Source organism: Ancylobacter sp. VNQ12 (genome assembly GCF_049445835.1).
In the GTDB taxonomy this organism is placed as follows: Bacteria; Pseudomonadota; Alphaproteobacteria; order Rhizobiales; family Xanthobacteraceae; genus Ancylobacter.
Genome location: NZ_JBMSDU010000001.1, coordinates 718,395 through 738,391, shown reverse-complemented (window position 1 = coordinate 738,391; position 19,997 = coordinate 718,395). Strand labels below are relative to the sequence as shown.

20 protein-coding genes are annotated in these 19,997 nt (G+C 68.1%); 14 read left to right on the top strand and 6 right to left on the bottom strand.

Annotated elements, in window-relative coordinates; translation table 11 throughout:
* Positions 1-20: 20 nt before the first annotated feature.
* Complete coding sequence (betC, locus tag ACO2RV_RS03415) at positions 21-1,535, top strand: choline-sulfatase (RefSeq protein WP_423289807.1); 1,515 nt, start codon at positions 21-23, stop codon at positions 1,533-1,535.
* A 25-nt stretch (positions 1,536-1,560) separates the two neighbouring features.
* Here betC and ACO2RV_RS03410 read toward each other — a convergent pair whose 3' ends face one another.
* Positions 1,561-2,223, bottom strand: a complete 663-nt coding sequence (locus ACO2RV_RS03410; RefSeq protein WP_423289805.1) for a response regulator transcription factor — start codon at positions 2,221-2,223, stop codon at positions 1,561-1,563.
* Positions 2,224-2,340: 117 nt separating this feature from the next.
* Complete coding sequence (locus tag ACO2RV_RS03405; RefSeq protein WP_423289803.1) at positions 2,341-2,889, bottom strand: hypothetical protein; 549 nt, start codon at positions 2,887-2,889, stop codon at positions 2,341-2,343.
* 448 nt (positions 2,890-3,337) lie between these two features.
* On the opposite strand from ACO2RV_RS03405, the gene ACO2RV_RS03400 reads away from it, so the two are divergent.
* The 13 genes from ACO2RV_RS03400 to ACO2RV_RS03340 all read left to right on the top strand — a co-directional run bounded on the left by ACO2RV_RS03400 (position 3,338) and on the right by ACO2RV_RS03340 (position 15,284).
* A complete protein-coding gene (locus ACO2RV_RS03400) occupies positions 3,338-5,242 on the top strand; it encodes a methanol/ethanol family PQQ-dependent dehydrogenase (protein ID WP_423289801.1) in 1,905 nt (634 codons plus the stop codon).
* Positions 5,243-5,392: 150 nt separating this feature from the next.
* Positions 5,393-6,286, top strand: a complete 894-nt coding sequence (gene moxJ / locus ACO2RV_RS03395; RefSeq protein WP_423289799.1) for a methanol oxidation system protein MoxJ — start codon at positions 5,393-5,395, stop codon at positions 6,284-6,286.
* Positions 6,287-6,348: 62 nt separating this feature from the next.
* Entirely contained in the window at positions 6,349-6,927 is a 579-nt protein-coding gene (moxG, locus tag ACO2RV_RS03390) for a cytochrome c(L), periplasmic (protein ID WP_423289797.1), read from the top strand.
* A gap of 44 nt (positions 6,928-6,971) precedes the next feature.
* Positions 6,972-7,289 carry a methanol dehydrogenase [cytochrome c] subunit gene (locus tag ACO2RV_RS03385; RefSeq protein ID WP_423289795.1) on the top strand — a complete coding sequence of 106 codons (318 nt, stop codon included), beginning with the start codon at positions 6,972-6,974 and terminating at the stop codon, positions 7,287-7,289.
* A 215-nt stretch (positions 7,290-7,504) separates the two neighbouring features.
* On the top strand, positions 7,505-8,536 hold the full coding sequence (locus ACO2RV_RS03380; protein ID WP_423289793.1) for an AAA family ATPase: 1,032 nt from the start codon (positions 7,505-7,507) through the stop codon (positions 8,534-8,536).
* Positions 8,533-9,387 (top strand): DUF58 domain-containing protein, encoded by an 855-nt coding sequence (locus ACO2RV_RS03375; protein ID WP_423289791.1) that lies wholly within the window; start codon positions 8,533-8,535, stop codon positions 9,385-9,387. The genes ACO2RV_RS03380 and ACO2RV_RS03375 overlap by 4 nt, the downstream gene beginning before the upstream one ends.
* The gene (locus tag ACO2RV_RS03370; RefSeq protein WP_423289789.1) at positions 9,388-10,317 is read left to right on the top strand and encodes a nonribosomal peptide synthetase MxaA; all 930 of its coding nucleotides are present in this window, start codon (positions 9,388-9,390) and stop codon (positions 10,315-10,317) included. It abuts the gene before it with no gap.
* Entirely contained in the window at positions 10,314-11,387 is a 1,074-nt protein-coding gene (locus ACO2RV_RS03365) for a vWA domain-containing protein (protein ID WP_423289787.1), read from the top strand. The genes ACO2RV_RS03370 and ACO2RV_RS03365 overlap by 4 nt, the downstream gene beginning before the upstream one ends.
* A complete protein-coding gene (locus ACO2RV_RS03360) occupies positions 11,384-11,944 on the top strand; it encodes a hypothetical protein (RefSeq protein WP_423289785.1) in 561 nt (186 codons plus the stop codon). The genes ACO2RV_RS03365 and ACO2RV_RS03360 overlap by 4 nt, the downstream gene beginning before the upstream one ends.
* Entirely contained in the window at positions 11,944-12,912 is a 969-nt protein-coding gene (locus ACO2RV_RS03355) for a vWA domain-containing protein (protein WP_423289783.1), read from the top strand. The genes ACO2RV_RS03360 and ACO2RV_RS03355 overlap by 1 nt, the downstream gene beginning before the upstream one ends.
* A gap of 15 nt (positions 12,913-12,927) precedes the next feature.
* On the top strand, positions 12,928-13,455 hold the full coding sequence (locus tag ACO2RV_RS03350) for an SRPBCC family protein (RefSeq protein WP_423289781.1): 528 nt from the start codon (positions 12,928-12,930) through the stop codon (positions 13,453-13,455).
* Complete coding sequence (locus tag ACO2RV_RS03345; protein ID WP_423289779.1) at positions 13,452-14,441, top strand: YncE family protein; 990 nt, start codon at positions 13,452-13,454, stop codon at positions 14,439-14,441. Before ACO2RV_RS03350 ends, ACO2RV_RS03345 begins: the two co-directional genes overlap by 4 nt.
* A gap of 63 nt (positions 14,442-14,504) precedes the next feature.
* Positions 14,505-15,284, top strand: a complete 780-nt coding sequence (locus tag ACO2RV_RS03340; RefSeq protein WP_423289777.1) for a c-type cytochrome — start codon at positions 14,505-14,507, stop codon at positions 15,282-15,284.
* A 7-nt stretch (positions 15,285-15,291) separates the two neighbouring features.
* Here the strand turns inward: ACO2RV_RS03340 and ACO2RV_RS03335 are convergent, their stop codons facing one another.
* The 4 genes from ACO2RV_RS03335 to ACO2RV_RS03320 form a co-directional block, all read right to left on the bottom strand.
* On the bottom strand, positions 15,292-16,743 hold the full coding sequence (locus ACO2RV_RS03335; RefSeq protein ID WP_423289775.1) for a TolC family protein: 1,452 nt from the start codon (positions 16,741-16,743) through the stop codon (positions 15,292-15,294).
* A gap of 68 nt (positions 16,744-16,811) precedes the next feature.
* Complete coding sequence (locus tag ACO2RV_RS03330) at positions 16,812-18,587, bottom strand: FUSC family protein (RefSeq protein ID WP_423289773.1); 1,776 nt, start codon at positions 18,585-18,587, stop codon at positions 16,812-16,814.
* Complete coding sequence (gene mdtN / locus ACO2RV_RS03325) at positions 18,587-19,636, bottom strand: multidrug transporter subunit MdtN (protein ID WP_423289771.1); 1,050 nt, start codon at positions 19,634-19,636, stop codon at positions 18,587-18,589. Before mdtN ends, ACO2RV_RS03330 begins: the two co-directional genes overlap by 1 nt.
* 3 nt (positions 19,637-19,639) lie before the next feature.
* The gene (locus ACO2RV_RS03320; protein ID WP_423289769.1) at positions 19,640-19,927 is read right to left on the bottom strand and encodes a YtcA family lipoprotein; all 288 of its coding nucleotides are present in this window, start codon (positions 19,925-19,927) and stop codon (positions 19,640-19,642) included.
* Positions 19,928-19,997: the final 70 nt, after the last annotated feature.

Below are 19,997 nucleotides of genomic sequence, written 5' to 3'. Positions count from 1 at the left end.
CGACCGCAGCGAAGCGTGCCATGTCCCAGCCCAACATCCTCATCCTCATGGTCGACCAGCTCAACGGGACGCTGTTTCCCGACGGACCGGCCGACTTCCTGCACGCGCCGCATCTGAAAGCGCTGGCGCAGCGCTCCGCCCGCTTCGCCAACAGCTACACGGCAAGCCCGCTCTGCGCACCGGCCCGCGCCTCCTTCATGTCGGGACAGCTTCCAAGCCGCACCGGTGTCTATGACAATGCGGCGGAGTTCACTTCGGACGTCCCCACCTTCGCGCACCATCTGCGCCGCGCCGGCTATCACACCGCGCTGTCGGGCAAGATGCACTTCGTCGGCCCGGACCAGTTGCACGGCTTCGAGGAACGGCTGACCACGGACATCTACCCCGCCGATTTCGGCTGGACGCCGGACTACACCAAGCCCGGTGAGCGCATCGACTGGTGGTACCATAATCTCGGATCGGTCACCGGTGCCGGCGTCGCCGAGATCACCAACCAGCTCGAATATGACGACGAGGTCGCCTACCACGCCGGCCGCAAGCTTTATGATCTGGCGCGGCGACAGGAGGCGCGGCCGTGGTGCCTGACGGTCAGCTTCACCCACCCGCACGACCCCTATGTCGCGCGCAAGCACTTCTGGGACCTCTATGAGGACTGCCCGGCGCTCGATCCCGCCATCGCACCGATCCCGTTCGAGGAACAGGACCCGCACGCCCAGCGCCTGATGTTGGCGAGCGACCACGCCAACGGCCACGTCACGCCGAGTGATGTACGCCGCTCGCGCCGCGCCTATTTCGCCAACATCTCCTATATCGATGAGAAGATCGGCGAGCTGCTCGACATCCTCGATCGCTGCCGGATGAGCGAGGATACCATTGTCGTGTTCGTCTCCGACCATGGCGACATGCTTGGCGAGCGGGGGCTGTGGTTCAAGATGAACTTCTTCGAGGGTTCCGCCCGCGTGCCGCTGATGATCGCCGCACCGGGACTGCCGCCGGGCCGGATCGACCGGCCGGTGTCGACGCTGGACGTACTGCCGACGCTGGCCGACCTCGCTGCGCTCGACCTCTCCGGCGTCATGCCGTGGACCGATGGCGAGAGCCTCATCCCGACCGTGCTTGGGCGGGGGGCACGCGGAGCCGTGCCGATGGAATATGCGGCGGAGGGCTCCTACGCCCCACTGATCGCGCTGCGCGACGGGCCGTGGAAGCTCGTGCTGTGCGAGATCGATCCACCGATGCTGACCAATCTCATCGAGGACCCGCACGAACTCACCAACCGCGCGCAGGACCCCGCCTGCGCCACGGTGCTTGCCGAGATGACAGCCACCATGTGGGCGCGCTGGGACCTCGCCCGTTTCGACGCCGAGGTCCGGTCGAGCCAGGCCCGCCGGCATGTGGTCTACGAGGCGCTGCGCAACGGCGCCTATTATCCCTGGGACTTCCAGCCGCTGCAGAAGGCGTCCGAGCGCTACATGCGCAACCACATGGACCTGAACGTTCTGGAAGACAGCCAGCGCTATCCCAGAGGCGAGTGACGGCCCGTCGCCACCGACCGGCAGCTCACACCATGCGGCCGGGCCGGTTTGCCGCGCCGGGAGAGGTCTCGACATACTGGATGGCGCGGCGGATCAGTTCGGGCAGCGTGGTTGCGCCCAGCTTCGCCTTGAGCTGCGAGCAGGTATTCGCCACCGTCTTGTAGCTGACGCCCAGTTCCTCGGCGATCTGAGTGTAGTCACGGCCATCGGCCAGCAGAGCCAGCGTCTGCAACTCGCGCTGCGTGACATCCGCGAGCGGCGTATCCTTGCGCGCGCCCAATATGGCGACCTGCATCGCCAGTTCGTGACTGATATAGGGCTGGCCGCGCCGCACCCGCTCGAACGCCTCCATCAGCGCGCCCGACGAGGTGTCCTTCAGCACATAACCATCGGCACCGGCTTCCAGCGCGCGGCTGGCGATCACCGGATCGCCATGCATGGAGAAGACGAGGATCGGGATCCGCGCATTCTGCGCCCGCAGCCGGCGCACCAGCAATATGCCGCTGAGCCCGCTGCCGTGCAGCGCCAGGTCGACAATGACCATGTCCGGCTTCTCGCGGCGAAACAGCCGGTAGCCCGCAAGCACGGTGCCGGCCTCAAGCACCCGCTCGACGCCCCAATCCTCAAGCAGGCGGCGGCAGCCCTGCAGCACGATGGGGTGATCGTCGATCACCAGAACGCTCGTCATCAGGCGGAAACCTTCTCTCGAAAGACGAAGCCAGCCTTGCTGGCACGAAGCGGGATGGAGATGGGAGGAGCTACGCTCTCGACCTTCGTCGTCCCGTAGACATCCTGGAAGCTGGGCTCATGGCGATTCCTTCGGTAAAACCATCGGCGCATCGCCCAATTGCCGAGGCCCCTCGCGTCGCAGGGTGGTTAGCGCAGCCTCGCGCGTCCGCCCCTGCACCCGCAGATTGTAGTAGTGCTGGCACAGATCGCTGAAGCCGCTGCGCGAGCCCTTCGTTGCGAGGGAAGCGAAATCGGCCACGATCTCCCGTGCGCTCTGCTTCACCTTGATCTCCCGCAGCATCGCCTCAAGCTGCACGGCGCGGTTGGCGATCATCCGATCGGTTTCGCCGAAGCGCTCATCCGCATCCGCGAGGATGGCGTGCCATCCCGCGACCGCTGGCTCATTCGGCGCGACGTCACGCCCTGCATCGCGGCTCGCCAGCCAGACGGCAGGATCGTCCGAATCGGTCGGCTGAAGCCAACTCTTGCCGGCCAGATCATTGCGGGCGGGCGACGCGACACGCTCGCGCGGTTCGGGCGGCCCCTCACTGGGGCATCCCGCCAACACGAGGGCCAGGCCGGCACCGGCGACAGCGCGAGCGAAGGCTGGCAGAGCGTTTCCCATTTCTACTTATGACTTTCTTATTTCACGCACCACTACTTACAAATTCGAATCGTCGCCGCGAATGGAGAGAAACCATTCATGGCGGGCCATAAGCCGCGACCGAACGTCGATTTTGCGCCAAGCTTATGAAATGTAAGCACTTTGGTGTGATGCGAGCAAGGGTTCCGCGCAGCCTTGGCGCATTACCTGTCAGAGCAGGAAGAAGTTCCCGAACAGAATTGCCAACTCATCTAGAGACACAGACGACTGTCTTGTCAAAGAATTAACATGCACGAATACCAATAATTAGAAGATCATAAGAGAATTTATCGACCTTGGAAGTGCGCCGCACAAAGGATGCACTTCAACCGACTGAACTCGAAGAAAGCAAAGAAGTTCGCGGCGCTCCGGGGCTCAACCCGGAGGGATGCAGGACGACCTGGGAATTGGAAACGCGAGGGAAGACCAAATGAGCCGAATGTACTCTTCGGTGTCCGCGCTCACCGTCGCCGCCGCACTGGCGGCCGCGGTCAGCCTCGGCGCCACGGCGCCAGCGGTTGCGAACGACAAGCTCGTCGAGCTGTCGAAGAGCACCGACAATTGGCCGATGACCGGCAAGAACTACAGCGCCAATAACTACAGCGAGGCCGACCAGATCAACAAGCAGAACGTCAAGCAGCTCAAGGCTGCCTGGTCGTTCTCGACCGGCGTGCTCAGCGGGCATGAGGGAACGCCGCTCGTGGTCGACGGGGTCATGTACATCCATGCCCCCTTCCCGAACACCACCTTCGCCGTCTCGCTCGCCGAACCGGGCAAGATCCTGTGGCAGCACAAGCCGAAGCAGAACCCGACCGCCCGCGCGGTGGCGTGCTGCGACGTCGTCAACCGCGGCCTCGCCTATTGGCCCGGCAACGGCACCGTTCCCCCGCTGATCATCAAGACCCAGCTCGACGGGCACGTCGTCGCCCTGAAGGCGGACACCGGCGAGGAGTACTGGAAGCTCGAGAACTCCGACATCAAGGTCGGCTCGACCCTGACCATCGCGCCCTATGTGGTGAAGGACACGGTGCTGATCGGCTCCTCGGGCGCCGAGCTCGGCGTGCGCGGCTACGTCACCGCCTATGACATCGCGACCGGCGCCCAGAAGTGGCGCGCCTATGCCACCGGCCCCGACAATGAGGTCCGCCTCGGCGACGACTTCAACAGCGCCAACCCGCATTACGGCCAGAAGGGCCTCGGGCAGGCGACGTGGGAAGGCGAGGCCTGGAAGATCGGCGGCGGCACCAACTGGGGCTGGTATGCCTACGATCCCGGCACGAACCTGTTCTACTACGGCTCGGGCAACCCGGCGCCGTGGAACGAGACCATGCGCCCGGGCGACAACAAGTGGACGATGACCATCTGGGGTCGCGATGCCGATACCGGCATGGCCAAGTTCGGCTACCAGAAGACCCCGCATGACGAATGGGACTATGCGGGCGTCAACGTCATGATGCTCTCCGAGCAGCAGGACAAGTCGGGCAAGATGCGCAAGCTTCTCACCCACCCCGACCGTAACGGCATCGTCTACACGCTCGATCGCGAGAACGGCGACCTGGTCTCCGCCGACAAGATCGACGACACGGTCAACTGGGTGAAGCAGGTCGACCTCAAGACCGGCCTGCCGCAGCGCGATCCGGAATACGCGACCCGCATGGACCACAAGGGCCGCGACATCTGCCCGTCGGCCATGGGCTACCACAACCAGGGCCACGATTCCTACGACCCGCAGCGCAAGTCCTTCTTCATGGGCATCAACCACATCTGCATGGACTGGGAACCGTTCATGCTGCCCTACCGCGCGGGCCAGTTCTTCGTCGGCGCGACGCTGTGGATGTATCCCGGCCCGAAGGGCGACCGGCAGAAGTATGAGGGCCTGGGCCAGGTCAAGGCCTATGACGCCATCAACAACAAGTACAAGTGGGAAGTGATGGAGCGCTTCGCGGCCTGGGGCGGCACGCTCGCGACCGCCGGCGGCGTGATGTTCTACGGAACGCTCGACGGCTTCATCAAGGCCCGCGACAGCGACACCGGCGAACTGCTCTGGAAGTTCAAGCTTCCCTCCGGCGTCATCGGCCACCCCATGACCTACACCCACAACGGCACCCAGTACGTCGCCATCTATTACGGCGTCGGTGGCTGGCCGGGCGTGGGCCTGGTGTTCGACCTCAACGACCCGACCGCCGGCCTCGGCTCGGTGGGCGCGTTCAAGCAGCTCCAGCACTACACCCAGATGGGTGGCGGCGTGATGGTGTTCTCGCTCGACGGCAAGAGCCCCTATGACGACCCGAACCTCGGTGAATACTCCAGCGAGATCATCCGTTCGGGCGGCTGACGCTCCCACGCCACCGCGCGTGACATATCGCCTGACGGCCTCCCGCCATTCGCCGGGAATCCGTCAGGCGACCTCCCGGCAGCTCCGTCTCACCCTGTTCCCGACAGTCGGCCCGCATTGGCGGCCGTCCGCGCGAAGGAGGAACAATCCATGTCGACTTCATCAAACCGCCCAGGCGGGAGCCGACGACTGATCAGCCGCTTCGCGCTGGTCGCCGCCAGCCTCGCGGTCGCCGGTCTGGCCAGCGCCGCCACCGTGGCGCCCGAGAAGGACGCCAATGCCGGCACGAAGGAACTGCGCGTCTGCGCGTCCAATGTCGAAGCGCCGTTCTCCGAGAAGGATTCGACCGGCTTCGAGGACCGCATCGCCAAGGTCCTGGCCGAAACCATGGGCCGCAAGCTGGTCATGGTTCGCAACGACAAGCCCGGCATCTATCTGGTGCGCGACCAGCTCGACAAGAAGAACTGCGACCTAGTCATGGGCGTCGATGTCGGCGACGAGCGCGTGCTGACCTCCAAGGCCTATTACCGCACCGGCTACGTCCTCGTGACGAAGGCCGATCGCAACATCACCGCCAGCGACTGGCAGGATCAGCAGATCAAGGATCAGATCCGTTTCGCCGTCCGCTTCTACTCGCCGGCCGAGACCATGCTGAAGCGCATCGGCCGCTTCGAGGACAACGCCGCCTACATGTACTCGCTGGTCAACTTCGTCTCCCGCCGCAACCAGTGGACCCAGGTGCCCGGCGACCGGCTCATCGCCGAGGTGGCGAGCGGGGAAGCCGACGTCGCCATCGCCTTCGCGCCGGAAGTCGCCCGCTATGTGAAGCAGTCGCCCACGGCACTGCGCATGACGGTGATCTCCACCGACATCGAGCAGCCCAACGGCAAACCGATCCCCATGCATTACGACCAGGCGATCGGCGTGCGCAAGGACGACGCGGCGCTGGTCGCCGAGATCGATGCGGCACTGGAGAAGGCGCGCCCGCAGATCGAGGCGATCCTGATCGAAGAAGGCATCCCTCTGCTCAAGCCGAACAGCTGAGTCGAACTCCGGCGGCATCGCGCTGCCGCCGGATCCACCTGTTCCGACGCGAAGAAGGTCCTATGCGAACGACAACCCTTGTGAAGACGGCAGCGGCACTCATCACCGTCGGCACCCTCGTCTGGGGTGCCCATGCCGCCATCATGCTGACCAACACCGTTACCGGCCAGCCGTTGGACCTGTCCGAAGCACCGGAGGAAGGACGCGACACGGAGGCGGTGAAGACCTTCCTCCAGACCGGCGTGAACATCTACAACGAGAAGCAGGTCTGCTTGCCGAAGGCACATGAACTCTTCCTGTCCATGTGCTCGGGCTGCCATGGCCACTATGCCGAGGGCAAGATCGGGCCGGGCCTCAACGATTCCTACTGGACCTATCCGAAGAACGAGACCGATCAGGGTCTGTTCGAGACGATCTTCGGCGGCGCGAACGGGCAGATGGGCCCGATGTACGGTGCGCTGAACATGAACGAGATGCTGCTCGTCATGTCCTGGGTCCGGCATGTCTACAAGGACAAACCGGAAGGCGCGGTCTGGCTGACGAGCGAACAGCGCAGCAAGTTCAAGCCCTTCGATGCGAACGCCCCGCACATAGAGCCAGCCGAAGAGCTGCTTCCGCAGTGCGGTGGCCCGGCGGGCTGAACCCGCCGGCAACAAGAAGCGATGGAAACCCAAGGAGACAGAGCATGAGCATCATCGACCGCAGCGTGAAGTTTACGTTCATCGTGGCCGGCGCCGGAGCGCTCGGCCTCGCCATGGTGGTCAGCGCGGCCGCCTATGACGGGACCAACTGCAAGGCACCGGGCAATTGCTGGGAGCCCAAGCCCGGCTATCCCGAGAAGGTGGCCGGCTCGAAGTACGACCCCAAGCACGATCCGAAAGAGGTCAACAAGCAGTCCGAATCCATCAAGGCGATGGAAGCGCGCAACGCCCAGCGCGTCCAGTATTTCGAGAAGAGCGGCAAGTTCGTCTACGACGTCAGCAAGATCCCGACCGCGAATTGACCGTTCGTCGGAACGGGTACCTTCGAAAACGCAGCTGTTTCGAGAACCCACTTGCGGGCGGACGACATTCTCCTGTCCGCCCCGCGATCCTCCGGGCATCCGTCCGGCTGTGGGCAACTGGCGCGGTCGACGTCGCGCAACCCGCGTCGCGTCGGCCGTGCCCTCTTCGGGCCCGGCCCACGCTTTACGGACTGCAAGGTGGAAGGACCTCCCGCATGCGCCTCGTTCGCGAATCCGATTCCATCCTGTCGGATTGGCGGGATCGTGCCCTGCGTTTCGAGGGCGAGATCGGCAAGGTCGTCCTGGGTCAGGCGCGCGTCATCCGCCTCCTGACCATCGCCACCTTCGCGCGCGGCCATGTCCTCCTGGAAGGCGACGTCGGCGTCGGCAAGACGACATTGCTACGAGCGCTGGCCCGTGCCATTGGCGGCTCCTTCGAGCGCATCGAGGGCACCATCGACCTGATGCCCGCCGACCTGATCTATCACGCCCATCTCGGCGAGGACGGCAAGCCGCGCATCGATCCCGGCCCGCTGCTCAAGCAGGGCGAGGACCTCTCTGTCTTCTTCTTCAACGAGATCAACCGCGCCCGGCCGCAGGTGCATTCGCTGCTGCTGCGGCTGATGGCCGAGCGCTCGGTCTCGGCGTTCAACCGCGAATACCATTTTCCCCATGTGCAGGTCTTCGCTGACCGCAACCGGGTGGAGCGCGAGGAAACCTTCGAACTCCCCGCCGCCGCGCGCGACCGTTTCCTGATGGAGGTGCAGGTCGGCACCCCCGCCGATGATGCGGCGCGGCGCAGCCTCGTCTTCGATCCGCGCTTCCACAACGTCGATGTGCTGCTGCGGGATGTCGAGGCCGGCGTGCTGGAGCCCGAGGCGCTGGAGACCGTCGCGCGCATCATCCAGATCGGCATTCACGCCAGCCCCACGCTGGAAGCCTATGTCCTGGCGCTGTGGGACGCGGTCCGCGCGCCGCAGGAGCACGGCATCGCCGTCGACGGCGTCGACATGGGTCGCTTCATCCAGGGCGGGGCGAGCCCGCGCGGCCTCTCCTACCTCGTGCGTGCCGCACGTGTGCGGGCCTGGCTCGAAGGCCGCGACATGATCGTGCCGGAGGATGTGCGCGCGGTGTTTCCCGAGGTCATGGCGCACCGTATCTTCGTCGACCCGGTCTATGAGCTTCGCCGCGAGCGGCTGGTCGGCGAACTGATCGCCGGCGTCTTCGCCCGGGTGCCCGCCCCATGAGCGAAGCGCCCGACCCTCTGCTTCCCCTGCCCTACCGGCTGCGCTGGCGCCCACAGGGCGTCCTGCCCGGCGCCCATCCCGGACATGGCGACGGCATGGAGGGCGAATTCCGCCGGCACGTCTCGCTGCTGCGCCAGCCCGATCCCCGGCGGATCGACCTGCGCGCCTCGCTGCGCGACCCGCTCGGCGACCTGCATGTACGCCAATACGCGCCGCGCCGTGCCGTGCCGGTCGCGACGCTGGTGGACCTGTCGGGCTCGATGCGCTTCGGCAACGCCGTGGCGGGGCGAATGGCCGAATTTTGCGCGCTGATCGCGCTCTCCGCCATGCGGTCCGGCGACAGCTTCGCCCTGTTCGGCTGCGACGAACAGGTTCGCGAGGATATGAGCCTGCCCCTCAGCCGGCGGCGCGGCCTGGACGACGAGGTACGCCGGCGTCTCCTCGGCGCGCGCACCACCGGGCGCGGCGCCGCCGGCCTGTTCGAAGCGGCTGATCGCCTGCCGGCGCGCCGCGCACTAGTCTTCCTCGTCTCCGATTTCCTGATGCCGCTGCCCGAGATCGAGCGCCTGCTGGACGCGCTGTGGCGGCATGACGTGGTGCCGGTGATGGTTAGCGACAGCGCCGTCGAGGACGACTTGCCGCGGTGGGGCTTCATCGAACTCGCGGATCTGGAGAGCGGAGCGGCGCGCACCGTCTTCATGCGGCCGGCGCTGCGCGAGCGCTGGCGGCGGCAGACCCGCGAACGCCGCGCGGTGCTGCAGGAAGCCTTCGCCCGGCGCGGCCTGCGCGGCTTTGCCCTTCGGGACACGCTCGACCTCGACGCCCTTGCGCGCCGGCTCATGGAGGGCTGAATGAAGGCGCCCCTCCGCGGCCTCGTACTCGCCCTCGTGCTGATCGCGACCACACCGGCGCTCGCCCAGCTGCGCGCGCTGGACCTCTACGCGCCGCGCCCCTTTGGCCATGTGATCGGTGACACACTGGAGCTGACCGTCGAGATCGCCCTCGACGCGCCGTTCCAACTTGATCCCGCGTCTCTTCCCCGCCCACGTGCGGTGACCTACTGGCTCGAACTGAACGATGTCCAGCTGGTGGATACCGGCGTCAAAGGCGGCGTGCAGCGCTACACGCTCGGGCTGACCTATCAGACCTTCTACGCGCCGCTGGAGCCGCGGCGGCTCGAGATACCGGCCCTGCAGCTCGCGGCCATGGATGGCGACCGACGCATCGAGCTGCGCGTGCCTCCCTGGTCCTTCCTCATGTCGCCGCTACGCGAGGTCGTCTCCACCGGCCAGGGGGCGTCAATGACGCTGCGCCCCGACATGGCGCCACGCCCCATCGCGACCCGCGACACCCAGCTGGGACTGGCCGTCGCGCTCGGAGGCGTAGCGGCGGCCCTCGCCGCCCTGGCCTGGCAGCTCGGATGGCCCCCTTTCCTGCGCCGTGCGCGCCGTCCCTTCGCGCAGGCCGCGCGCACGGTGCGTGCCAGCCTGCCGGCGGTAGACGGCGTTCCCTCGCCCCCGGCCTATCGCAGCGCCCTGCTGGCGCTGCACCGCGCTTTCGACGCGACGGCGGGACGAGGCGTCTTCGCGGAGGACCTGCCGGGTTTCTTCACCACCCACCCGGCCTTTGCCCCTGTCGAGGCAGAGGTGCAGCGCCTGTTCGCCGCCTCGCGCCGCGTCTTCTTCGGCGACGACACCACGGAGGCCGCGCGCGAGCTTCCGGCGCCCGAGATCCTCGCGCTGGCGCGGCGTCTGCGCGCCGTCGAGCGGGGCAGCGCATGAGCGGGATGGGCGCAATAGTCGAGAAGTTGACGCGCGACTGGGGCGTGGACCACCCGTTCGTGCTCGCCCTGCTCGTCCTCGCGCTTCTTCCTTTCGCGGCGACCGTGTTCGTGCGCCGCGGCATTCCCGCCGCCGCGCTGGTGCCGGACGACATTGTCTCAAAGGCCATGAGTGCCGGCCTGCGTCTCGCCGGTATCGTCGCCATCGCGGCTCTGGTGCTCGGGCTGGCCGGGCTCCACCGGCGCGAGCAGGCGATCGCCCGGCAGGGCACCGGCGCGCATCTCGTGCTGCTGCTCGACCGCTCGTCGAGCATGGACAACAGCTTCGCCGACCGCGCCCCGACCGGTGACCAGGAATCGAAGTCCGTCGTCGCCAAGCGCCTGCTGGCGGATTTCGTCGCCCGGCGCCCGCGGGACCGCATCGGCGTCGCGGCCTTCTCGACCTCGCCGATGCCGGTGCTACCGCTGACCGATCATCACGACGTCGTCCGCGCCGCCATCGCTGCCATCGACCGGCCGGGCCTCGCCTTCACCGATGTCGGGCGCGGCCTCGCGCTGGCGCTGTCCTCATTTGCCGACGACACGGACGAAGCCTCGCGCGCCATATTGCTGGTCTCCGACGGCGCGGCACTGATCGACCGGCGGGTACAGGAGGCACTGCGCGATTCCGTAGCCCGCACGCCGGTGCATCTCTACTGGCTGTTCCTGCGCTCGCGCGGATCGAAGGGCATCTTCGAGATCCCCCCTCCGGGCGAAGATACGCCGCAGGCCAATCCCGAACGGCATCTGCATTTGTTCCTGCAAAGCCTCGGCGTGCCCTACCGGGCGTTCGAGGCGACAAGCCCGCGCGCGGTCGAGCAGGCCATCGCCGAGATCGACCGGCAGGAGACGCGGCCCATCACCTATGTCGAGCGCGTGCCGCGTCGCGACCTCGCGCACACCGCCTTTGCCGTCGCCGCCGCAGCGATCGGCCTGCTGCTCGCCGCCAAGCTCACTGAGCGCACCCTCGCACGCACCATCCCGGCGACGGCGGCGCGTCCAGCGGCAGCGCCGCTGCGGAGGGCGGCATGAGACGGGAACGGGTCCTCATCTTCACGCTCACCCTGCTACTGGCTGCCGGCACCGGCGCGGCGGGCTATTTCGCGACCCGCCTCGTGCTCGACTGGCAGGCCAATGGCGCCATCGCCGCGCTCAGTGCCGGACGCGACTTGCCAGTCAGAGCGAATGACCGCCCGGAGTTGCTGTTCGCACGGCTCGCCTTCCTCTCTACCCGCGACCGCTTCGACGAGGCGCAGCCGCTGATGAACCGGATCGCAGCCTCCGGCAATCGCGCCATCGCCTCCGCCGCCTATTACGACCTGTCCAATGCGCGCTTGCGCGCCGCGATCAGCCATCTCGAGATCAACGAGATCGACCCCGCCGTGCCGCTGGTTCGCCTCGCCAAGGAGGGCTATCGCCGCGCGCTGGCGCTCGATCCCGGCTTCTGGGACGCCAAGTACAATCTCGACATCGCTATGCGGCTGGTGCGCGATTTTCCGCAGATCGAAACCTCTGGCGAGGAACTGCCGCCAGAGGCCGCCAAGCGGCTATGGACCGACCTGCCGGGCTTGCCGAGAGGGTTACCCTGATGGCCCGCAACCTTACCCGCGACTGGCGGTTCTGGTTGCTCGGCACAGCGTTGCTGGCGCTCGGGGCCGCGCTCACCGTGCCGCGCGTGGCACTCACCCGCGAGGCGCGCGACGTGCTGCTGGTGATCGACGTCACCGGCAGCATGAATGTGCGCGACTACATCGTCGGCGGCGAGCCGGTCTCCCGGCTGGCCATGGCCAAGCGCGCCTCCCGCGCCCTGCTCGCCGCCCTGCCGTGCCAGTCGCGGCTGGGGCTCGGCATCTTCACCGAGCGACGCAGCTTCCTGCTCTTCGAACCGGCCGAAGTCTGCGAGAACTTCGCCGCCATCGACGGCGCCATCGATGGGCTCGACTGGCGGATGGCGTGGGAAGGCGACAGCTATGTTGCGCGCGGCGTGCACGCGGCGATCTCGGCCGCGGCCGGGCTTCAAGCCAGTCTGGTGTTCCTGACCGATGGCCACGAGGCGCCGCCGCTGGCCGGCGGCGCGCTGCCCGCCTTCGACGGCGAGCCGGGCAAGATTCCCGGCCTGTTGGTCGGCGTCGGCGCCACCGAACCCTCGCCCATTCCTAAATTCGACGAGGACGGGCGCGAGATCGGGTTCTATGGCGAACAGGACGTGACGCAGGAGAACCGCTCCGGCCCGCCGCCGGCCGATGCCTCCTCGCGGGCCGGCTGGAATCCGCGCAACGCGCCCTGGGGCGGCGAGGCGGCGACCGGCACCGAGCATCTTAGCGGCATGCGCGAAGAGTATCTGCGCCAACTCGCGGCACAGACCGGGCTCGGCTTCGCGCCGCTGCGCGAGCCTTCTTCGTTCATCGACGCCGTCGCAGCGGAGACGCGCGCCCGGCCGGTCGAGGTCCGCGTCGATGTCGCCCCGCTCCCCGCCGCGCTCGCTCTGGCGTGTCTCGCCGGCCTTTTCGGCCTCGGCGCCGTCCTCGGCCGCCGTCCCGAACGACTTCCCGCCTGAATCAAGGAAACGAGAATGCTGCAAAGATTGATGCTCGCGTTTGGCCTTCTGGTCGCCGGCCTTGCCCCCCTCGCCGCCCATGGCCCGACGCCGCAGCGCGCGGACGAAAGCGCGACGATCGCGGCCGCGCCGGACGCGGTGTGGAAGCTCGTCTCCAGCTTCGGCAGCATCGGCGACTGGCATCCGCTGGTGAAGAAGGTGAAGGCAACCGGGGGCGATGCCGCCGGCGCCGAGCGCGTGCTGACACTGGAGAAGGGCGAGATCACCGAGGGGCTGGACGAGGTCGACCCCGGCGCGCGGCGGATCTCCTACCGCCTGCTGAAGGAGAATGCCGAGGCCATCCCGGTCAGCTTCTACACCGGAACCATCGAGGTGAAGCCGGCCGGCAGCGGCAGCGAGGTGAGCTGGAGCGCCCGCTTCTACCGCGCCGATACCACCAACGAGCCGCCGGAAGACCGCAACGACGAGGCCGCCATCGCCGCCATGACGGATTTCATCCGGCAGGGGCTGGAAGGGCTCAAGGCCAAGGCCACCGGCAAATGAGATGGCCGGCCCTGTCCGGCCTTGCGGCGGGGCTGCTCATCGCGGCGGCGCCCGCGGCATCGCGCGCCGCCCCGCTCATTGCCGTCGTCTCGCAGCAGGCCGGGGTCGTCACCCTGATCGATGCCGACGAGGCGCGCGTCACTGCGGAAATCGCGGTGCCGCGCGTGCCCGCCGGCATCGCCGCCGCGCCGGACGGGCGCATGCTCTATGTGACGCATCCCGACCTCGGCCTCGTCTCGCGCATCGATGTCGATCACCGGCGCGTCGAGACGAGCTTTGCGGTCGGCCGCGAGCCCTTCGGCATCGCGACCACAGACGACGGGCGCGCACTGCTGGTCAGCGACTGGAGCGCGGATGCCCTTATCCGCGTCGAGGCCGCCACCGGCACGGAAACCGGCCGCGTCGCCATCGGCCGCTCGCCGGCCGGGCTGGTGGTCGACGCGGCTGCCGGGCGTGCCTATGTCGCGGATCGCGAGAGCAACCAGATCAGCGTCGTCGATCTTGCCTCCATGACCCGCCGCGCAACGATACCGACCGGACGTGCGCCCTTCGCCCTCGCGCTGTCGCCATCGGGCGACCGGCTTTACGTCGCCAATGTGCAGAGTGGCGACCTCTCGGTCATCTCCACGACGAGGTTGGAAGAGACCGACCGCTTCAAGGTGGGGCTCATGCCCTATGGCGTCGCGGTGACGCCGGATGGCGCTTCCATCCTCGTCAGCAACCAGCAGAGCGGGACGCTGGCGCTCATTGCGGCCGGCTCCCACGCCATAGAAGCGCGGTCGCGCATCGGCGACTATCCGGAGGGCATCGTGGCGCTTTCCCCGCGGCGGGCCGCCATGGTGAACTGGGCAGCGGACGAGGTGGGAATCGTCGACATCGCGGCGGCCCGGATCGTTGCCCGCATCCGCATTGGCGCCGGACCGCGCAATCTCGTCGTCCTGCCGGCGGCGGCGAACGAAAGCCCGGACGCCGATTCCGGGAAGTAGCGAGACGACCGGGAGGGAGCCCTGAAACTCATCAGCATCGTCACGCTGGCCGCCGGGTTGCTGGTGTCGGCCATCGCCGGCGCCGAAGACGCCCCGCCCGAGCGCGGCGCCTATCTCGTCAATGCCGTCATGATCTGCGGGCGTTGCCACACCACGCCGGGACCGGCCGCCAAGCCCTTTTCCGGTGGGCGCGTGATCGAGACGCTGGCCTACAAGGTGCAGGGCTCCAACATCACGCCCGATGTGGAGACCGGCATCGGCGGCTGGAGCGACGAGGCGATCGGCCGCGCCATCACGCAGGGCCTTCGGCCAGACGGCAGCCGCATGTCCACGGCCATGCCCTACGACTTCTATGCCGGACTGACGCAGGCGGATCTTAGCGCCATCGCCGCCTATCTGCGCACGCTGGCGCCGGTGAAGAATGCGGTCGCCGCGCCGGTCTATGCGACGCCGCCGGCCATGCCGGTCGCCGTCCCCGGCACTGATCCGGTCGCAGCGACCGCCGGACCGGCCGAGCATGGCCGCTATCTCGGCACGCTGGCGCGCTGCCTCAGTTGCCACTCCGCACCCGGCGCCAATGGCGAGCCCGATCTCGTAAATGGCCTCGGCAAGGGCGGCGCGCGCTTCGAGGGGCCGTGGGGCCTGGTGGTCGCGCCCGACATCACACCGCGCGGGCTCGCTGGATGGAGCGACGAGGATATCCGCCGCGCCCTCGTCGAGGGCGTCACGCCGGACGGGCGCAAGCTGGCGGCGCCGATGCAGGCCAAGGCCTATGCCCAACTCACGCCCGACGACGTGAACTCGATCATCGCCTGGTTGCGGACGCTGCCAGCCGGCAATTGAGCCCGCGCTAGGGCACCGCCTCGCGCGAGGTCATGGCACCGACGACGAAGGCGAGATTGGCCGCGCCGATGAGAGCGGCGGCATGAGCGTCGGCCTGCGCCTGCCTCGCATCGAGCAGTCCGCTATCGGCGGCGGTGAGCGCCGTCACCGTGCCCACGCCGTTGCGGTAAGCCTCCAGCGCCGCGTCATAAGTGGTGGTGGCGGCGCTGGCGAGGGCGCTGGCGGCCTTGTAGGATTCCAGCGCCGTGCGCAGCGCGTTGCTCGCCGCGACGATCTCGGTCACGGCCAGCGTCTGCGTGCGTTGGAAGGTACTCTCCGCCGCCGCCGCGCGCGACTGCGCCTGCTTGAGCTGGGCGGCGCGCAGCCCCGCATCGTAGATCGGCACGGTGGCGCCGACCAGCACGCCCGATCCGGTGGCCTGCTGGCCGATGGTGGGCAGGCCGTTGGCGTTGAAGTTGCCCTGCCCGGTGGCGGCACCGGCGGCGAGGAACACCTTGGGCATGAACTCGGCTTCCGCCGCCTTGATGCCGGACTGGCTGGCCTGCAGCACCGAATAGCTGGCGATGACGTCAGGCCGCTGCGCCAGGGCGAGCTTGATCATCGAATCCAGCGGCACATTGGTGGCGTCGGGCAGGCGGCGCCGGCCGGCATCCTCGACATGGATGCGCAGCGTGGCATTCACCCCCATCGCTGCCAGCAGCGCCTGGTAGGCGTCGCGCTGCTGGCCCTCGGCCTGTACGCGGCGCAATTCCGACTGGGCAACCTGCTGACGCACCTGCGCCATCTCCACCGTGGTCGCCAGCCCTCGGCCGAGCCGCTCCTCGACCGCGCTGCGAATGGCGATGGAGTTACGCAGCGTCTGCTGGGCGATCCGCACCCGCGCCACCGCCGCGCCGTAGGTGTAATACGTGCGCGTGACGTCGAAGATCAGCTTCTGGTGCTCGCCGTTGAACAGCACATTGGCGGTGATGGCGCCCTGCTTGGCGACGTCGGCGACAGCGGCGCGCTGGCCGAAGTCGAATACCAGCCATTGCAGTGCGACGGACGGCGAAACACCCTCTGAAGTCGCGGTGAAATAGCGCTGGGTACCGACCGGGATTGCCAGCGGCGTCTCCGCCGTCTGCCGCCCGGCTATCACGTTGGCGGTCACCAGCGGCAGATAGGTCGCCTCCACCATGCCGACCGCCAGCGCCGCCGTGCGCGCCCGCTCCCAGGCAGCGCGGGTCGAGGGATTGTTGCGCTGGGCGATGTCGATCAGTTCGGGCAGCGTGTAGTTGCGATTTGGCTCGACGTCCGGCGTCTGCGGCATTGCCGCAAGCTCGGGATTGGCCGGCACGCGGAAATCCGCCGCACCGTTCGGCGTCGGCGGCGCCTCCGGCGAGGGCTGCGTCTGCGCGCTCCACAGCCCATCCTCCTTGCCGTTCGGTGCCCATGGCTTGTCGGCGGCCGGCGAGGTCATGTTCGCGGCGTTCGGGGCGCAGCCGGCAAGAAGCAGGGCAAGGCAGCTAATCGGGAGGAGACACCGCATCATCGCGCCAGCGTCGCCTCCAGCCGGCCGATCCGCGCGTCCACCCCGCCGGCCTCGCGGCCGAGATAGAGGTCGCGGGCGAGCGTGCCGATTTCATCCGCCGCTTCCCGCAGGGCCGCCTGCGTCTGCGCGCCGGGGCGGATGGCGGGAGGCTCGAACGGAATGAGTTCCAGCGCCTCGGTCGCCTTGCCGACCTCGTTCTCCAGGAGGGCGGCATCGGGAATGGCGTGCGGGCGTCTCTCCGGCGCCAGCGCGGCAAGCCGCTTGAGCCCGGCAAGCGCGGCGTGCAGATGCGCCCGCACCGCGCTCTCCACCGAGACCGGCCAGAGCCGCGTGAAGATGAGGTAGACCACCACATTGCCAAGCAGGATGCCGATGATGCGGTCGCGGGCGGTGGCAAGGTCCAGCGTCGGGCCGAAGCCCTGCACCACGGTGAGCAGGAAGGCGAGCGCGATCTGCACCCCGCCATAGGCGATGCGCTCATTGCCGGTGGAGACCCAGGCGCCGACTAGCGTGCCGGCGAACACCAGCGCCATCAACCCGCCAATGGTCTCGATCTCGGGCATGACGAAAAGGATCGCGCCGAGGCCCATCGCCGCGCCGATGAGGCAGCCGGTAATGCGCAGGCCGAGCTTGTGCACTGTCTCGCCGGTGGTGCCGAGCGCAGCGACGTAGCAGGTGATCATCGCGGTGTGGATGCCCTGCCAGTTCAGCCCGGCATAGATGAGATAGCAGACCACCGCCGCCGCCGTCGTCTTCAGGGCGAAGCGCTGATAGTCGGGATTGGAGAAGATGTCCGGCGCGAAGAAGGGCGGCTTGGGCGCGGGCGTCACCTCGCCCTCGGGCGCGCCGGCGATGATCGCCAGCGCCGCCAGCACCTCGCACTCGGCGGTGTTCGCCTGCGCATCGGCGGGGGGCGGCGGGGGCGGCTGCTCACCGGCATCGAGCGCGGCGACGGCGCGGCGGATTTCGCTCACGATTTTCTCCCGCCGCTCCGCAGGGAGATCAGCCGGCAGGCCCGAGGCCGCCAGCATCAGCCGGTAGGAGGCCCGCACGTCGCGGGCGATCTGGCTGGCAGAAGCCTTGCCGACGAGGCCGAGCACCTTCACGAAGCCGGCCTGCTTCTCCAGCGCGCCATTGTCGCCGCGCAGCCTCTCGGTGAGTGTCTCCGGCGCGCCCGCGGCGATGGCCTCGGCAGTGGCTGTGAGCCGCTCACGCAGCGTGGCGCGCAACAGCCGCACCGGCGAGATGCCAAGCACCAGGTTGAACGCCACCATCATCGCCATCGGCATCGCGGCGAGATACCAGGCGTAGCGCAACCCATAGCTCACCGCCTCGCCGATCGGCGCCATGTTGATGAGCGTCAGCACGAAGGCGATGACGAGGGCGATCACCCCGCCGATCTCGCCGAGCTGGCTCGCCGCGCCGACGAACAGGAAGAAGAAGGACACCAGCGCGATCGCCAGCAGCCGCAGCAGCGGCGATTCGACCGTGAGGTTGATCAGCAGCACCACGAAGGCGACGACAAGCGTCACCAACACGATCAGCCCCAGCGCCGTGCCGATGTTCTGCACCGCGTCCGGCTTCATCAGGAAGATGACGAGGTAGCAGCTGATCGCCGCTTCCGGGATCTGGTAGAGCATGGACACGGCGCAGACCAGCGCGCAGAGCAGCGCGATGCGCCAGGTCAGCGCCGCGCGGCCGGGAAACGGCGCGAGATCGGCCAGCGCCTGCGCGAACAGGGCGCGCTCCGCGTGCGGGTCGGCCGGCGCCATCAGCAGCGCTCGCCATGGCGCACGATCGCCACCGCCGAGGCGCCCATGCGCATCAGATCCTCCGGCGGGTCGGTCAGGCGGATGCGCACCGGGAAGCGCTGCACGATGCGCACCCAGTTCAGCGATTTCGGCACATAGGGCAGGCCGCGCGGCAGGTTGAGCACCTCCTCGGAGATGACGCCCCAGCCGATGCCCTCCACCGTGCCGGCGATGGATCTGGACCGGTCGGCCAGCGCGTAGACCCGTGCGCAATCGCCGACCGCGATGGCGGGCAGCTCGGTCTCGCGGAAGGAGGCGCTGGCGTACCAGTTCTCGGTGTTGACGAGGGTGAAGATCGACTGGCCCGGCGCGACGATCTCGCCGGTGGAGACGGTGAGGCCGACGACGCGCCCGTCGTGCGGGGCGCGGACTTCGGTATTGGCCAGCGCCCGCTCGGCAATGGCAAGCGCCGCCCGCCGCGCCTCCACCAGCGCCTCGGAGGCGTCGAGCGTGCTCACGAGGATCTCGGCGGCCTCCGCCTGCTTCGCGGCCTGGGCGAGGCTGGTACGCGCATCGTCGCGGGCGGTGCGGGCATCGTCAACCTGCTGCGCCGTGACATAGCCCTTCGGCAGCAGCGGCGTGAGGCGGGCGAGCGTCTGCTCGGCCAACGCCAGATTGGTGCGCGCACGGGTGACCTGCTCGCCGGCGATGGCGGCGTTGGAGCGCTCGGCGCTGATGGTGCGCCGCTGCGTATCGCGCGTCGCCTCCGCGAAGCGCAGGTCCGCCCGCGCCTGCTCGGCGGCGAGCCGGTAAGGCTCGGGGTCGATGGCAAAGAGCAGTTCGCCCTTGGCCACCTTCTGGTTCTCGGCGACGGGAAGGGCGACGATGCGCCCCGCCACGGTGGAGGCGATGTTGACGATGTTCGCCGTCAGCACCGCATCTTCCGAGAGCGGGTTGTTCTCCGCGCGGAGCAGATAGAGCCAGCCGAGCGCAATGGCGCTGACGATGATCATCGCGGCGACGCTGGAGCCGAGCAGGCTGCGCTTGCTGGAATAGGCCGAGGCTGCCATCGCTCAGCGCCCGTACACGGCAAGCGCGAGCACGAAACCGATGCCGGCAGCGAGGCAGGCATAGACCAGCAGCCTCCAGGGCAGCACCTCGTCTATGCCGAGCTTGATGAACACACCGCGCATGAGCACCGCGCCGATAACCCCGGCGGTGGTGCAGACCAGCCAGGAGGGGAAATAGGCGCCGAACAGCGGCAGCGACGGGCTGGTCCGCGCGACGCAGCCGCCCGCGCTCAAGGCGAGCACGCAGATGGCGCCAGCCCATGGTCGAAGCCACATGCGTCGACGCTGCATTCCCTGCGTTCCCGCCCCGTTAATCGTACCCCGACGGAGAGTTAACAGGCACCCTCCGCCATTCCAACCC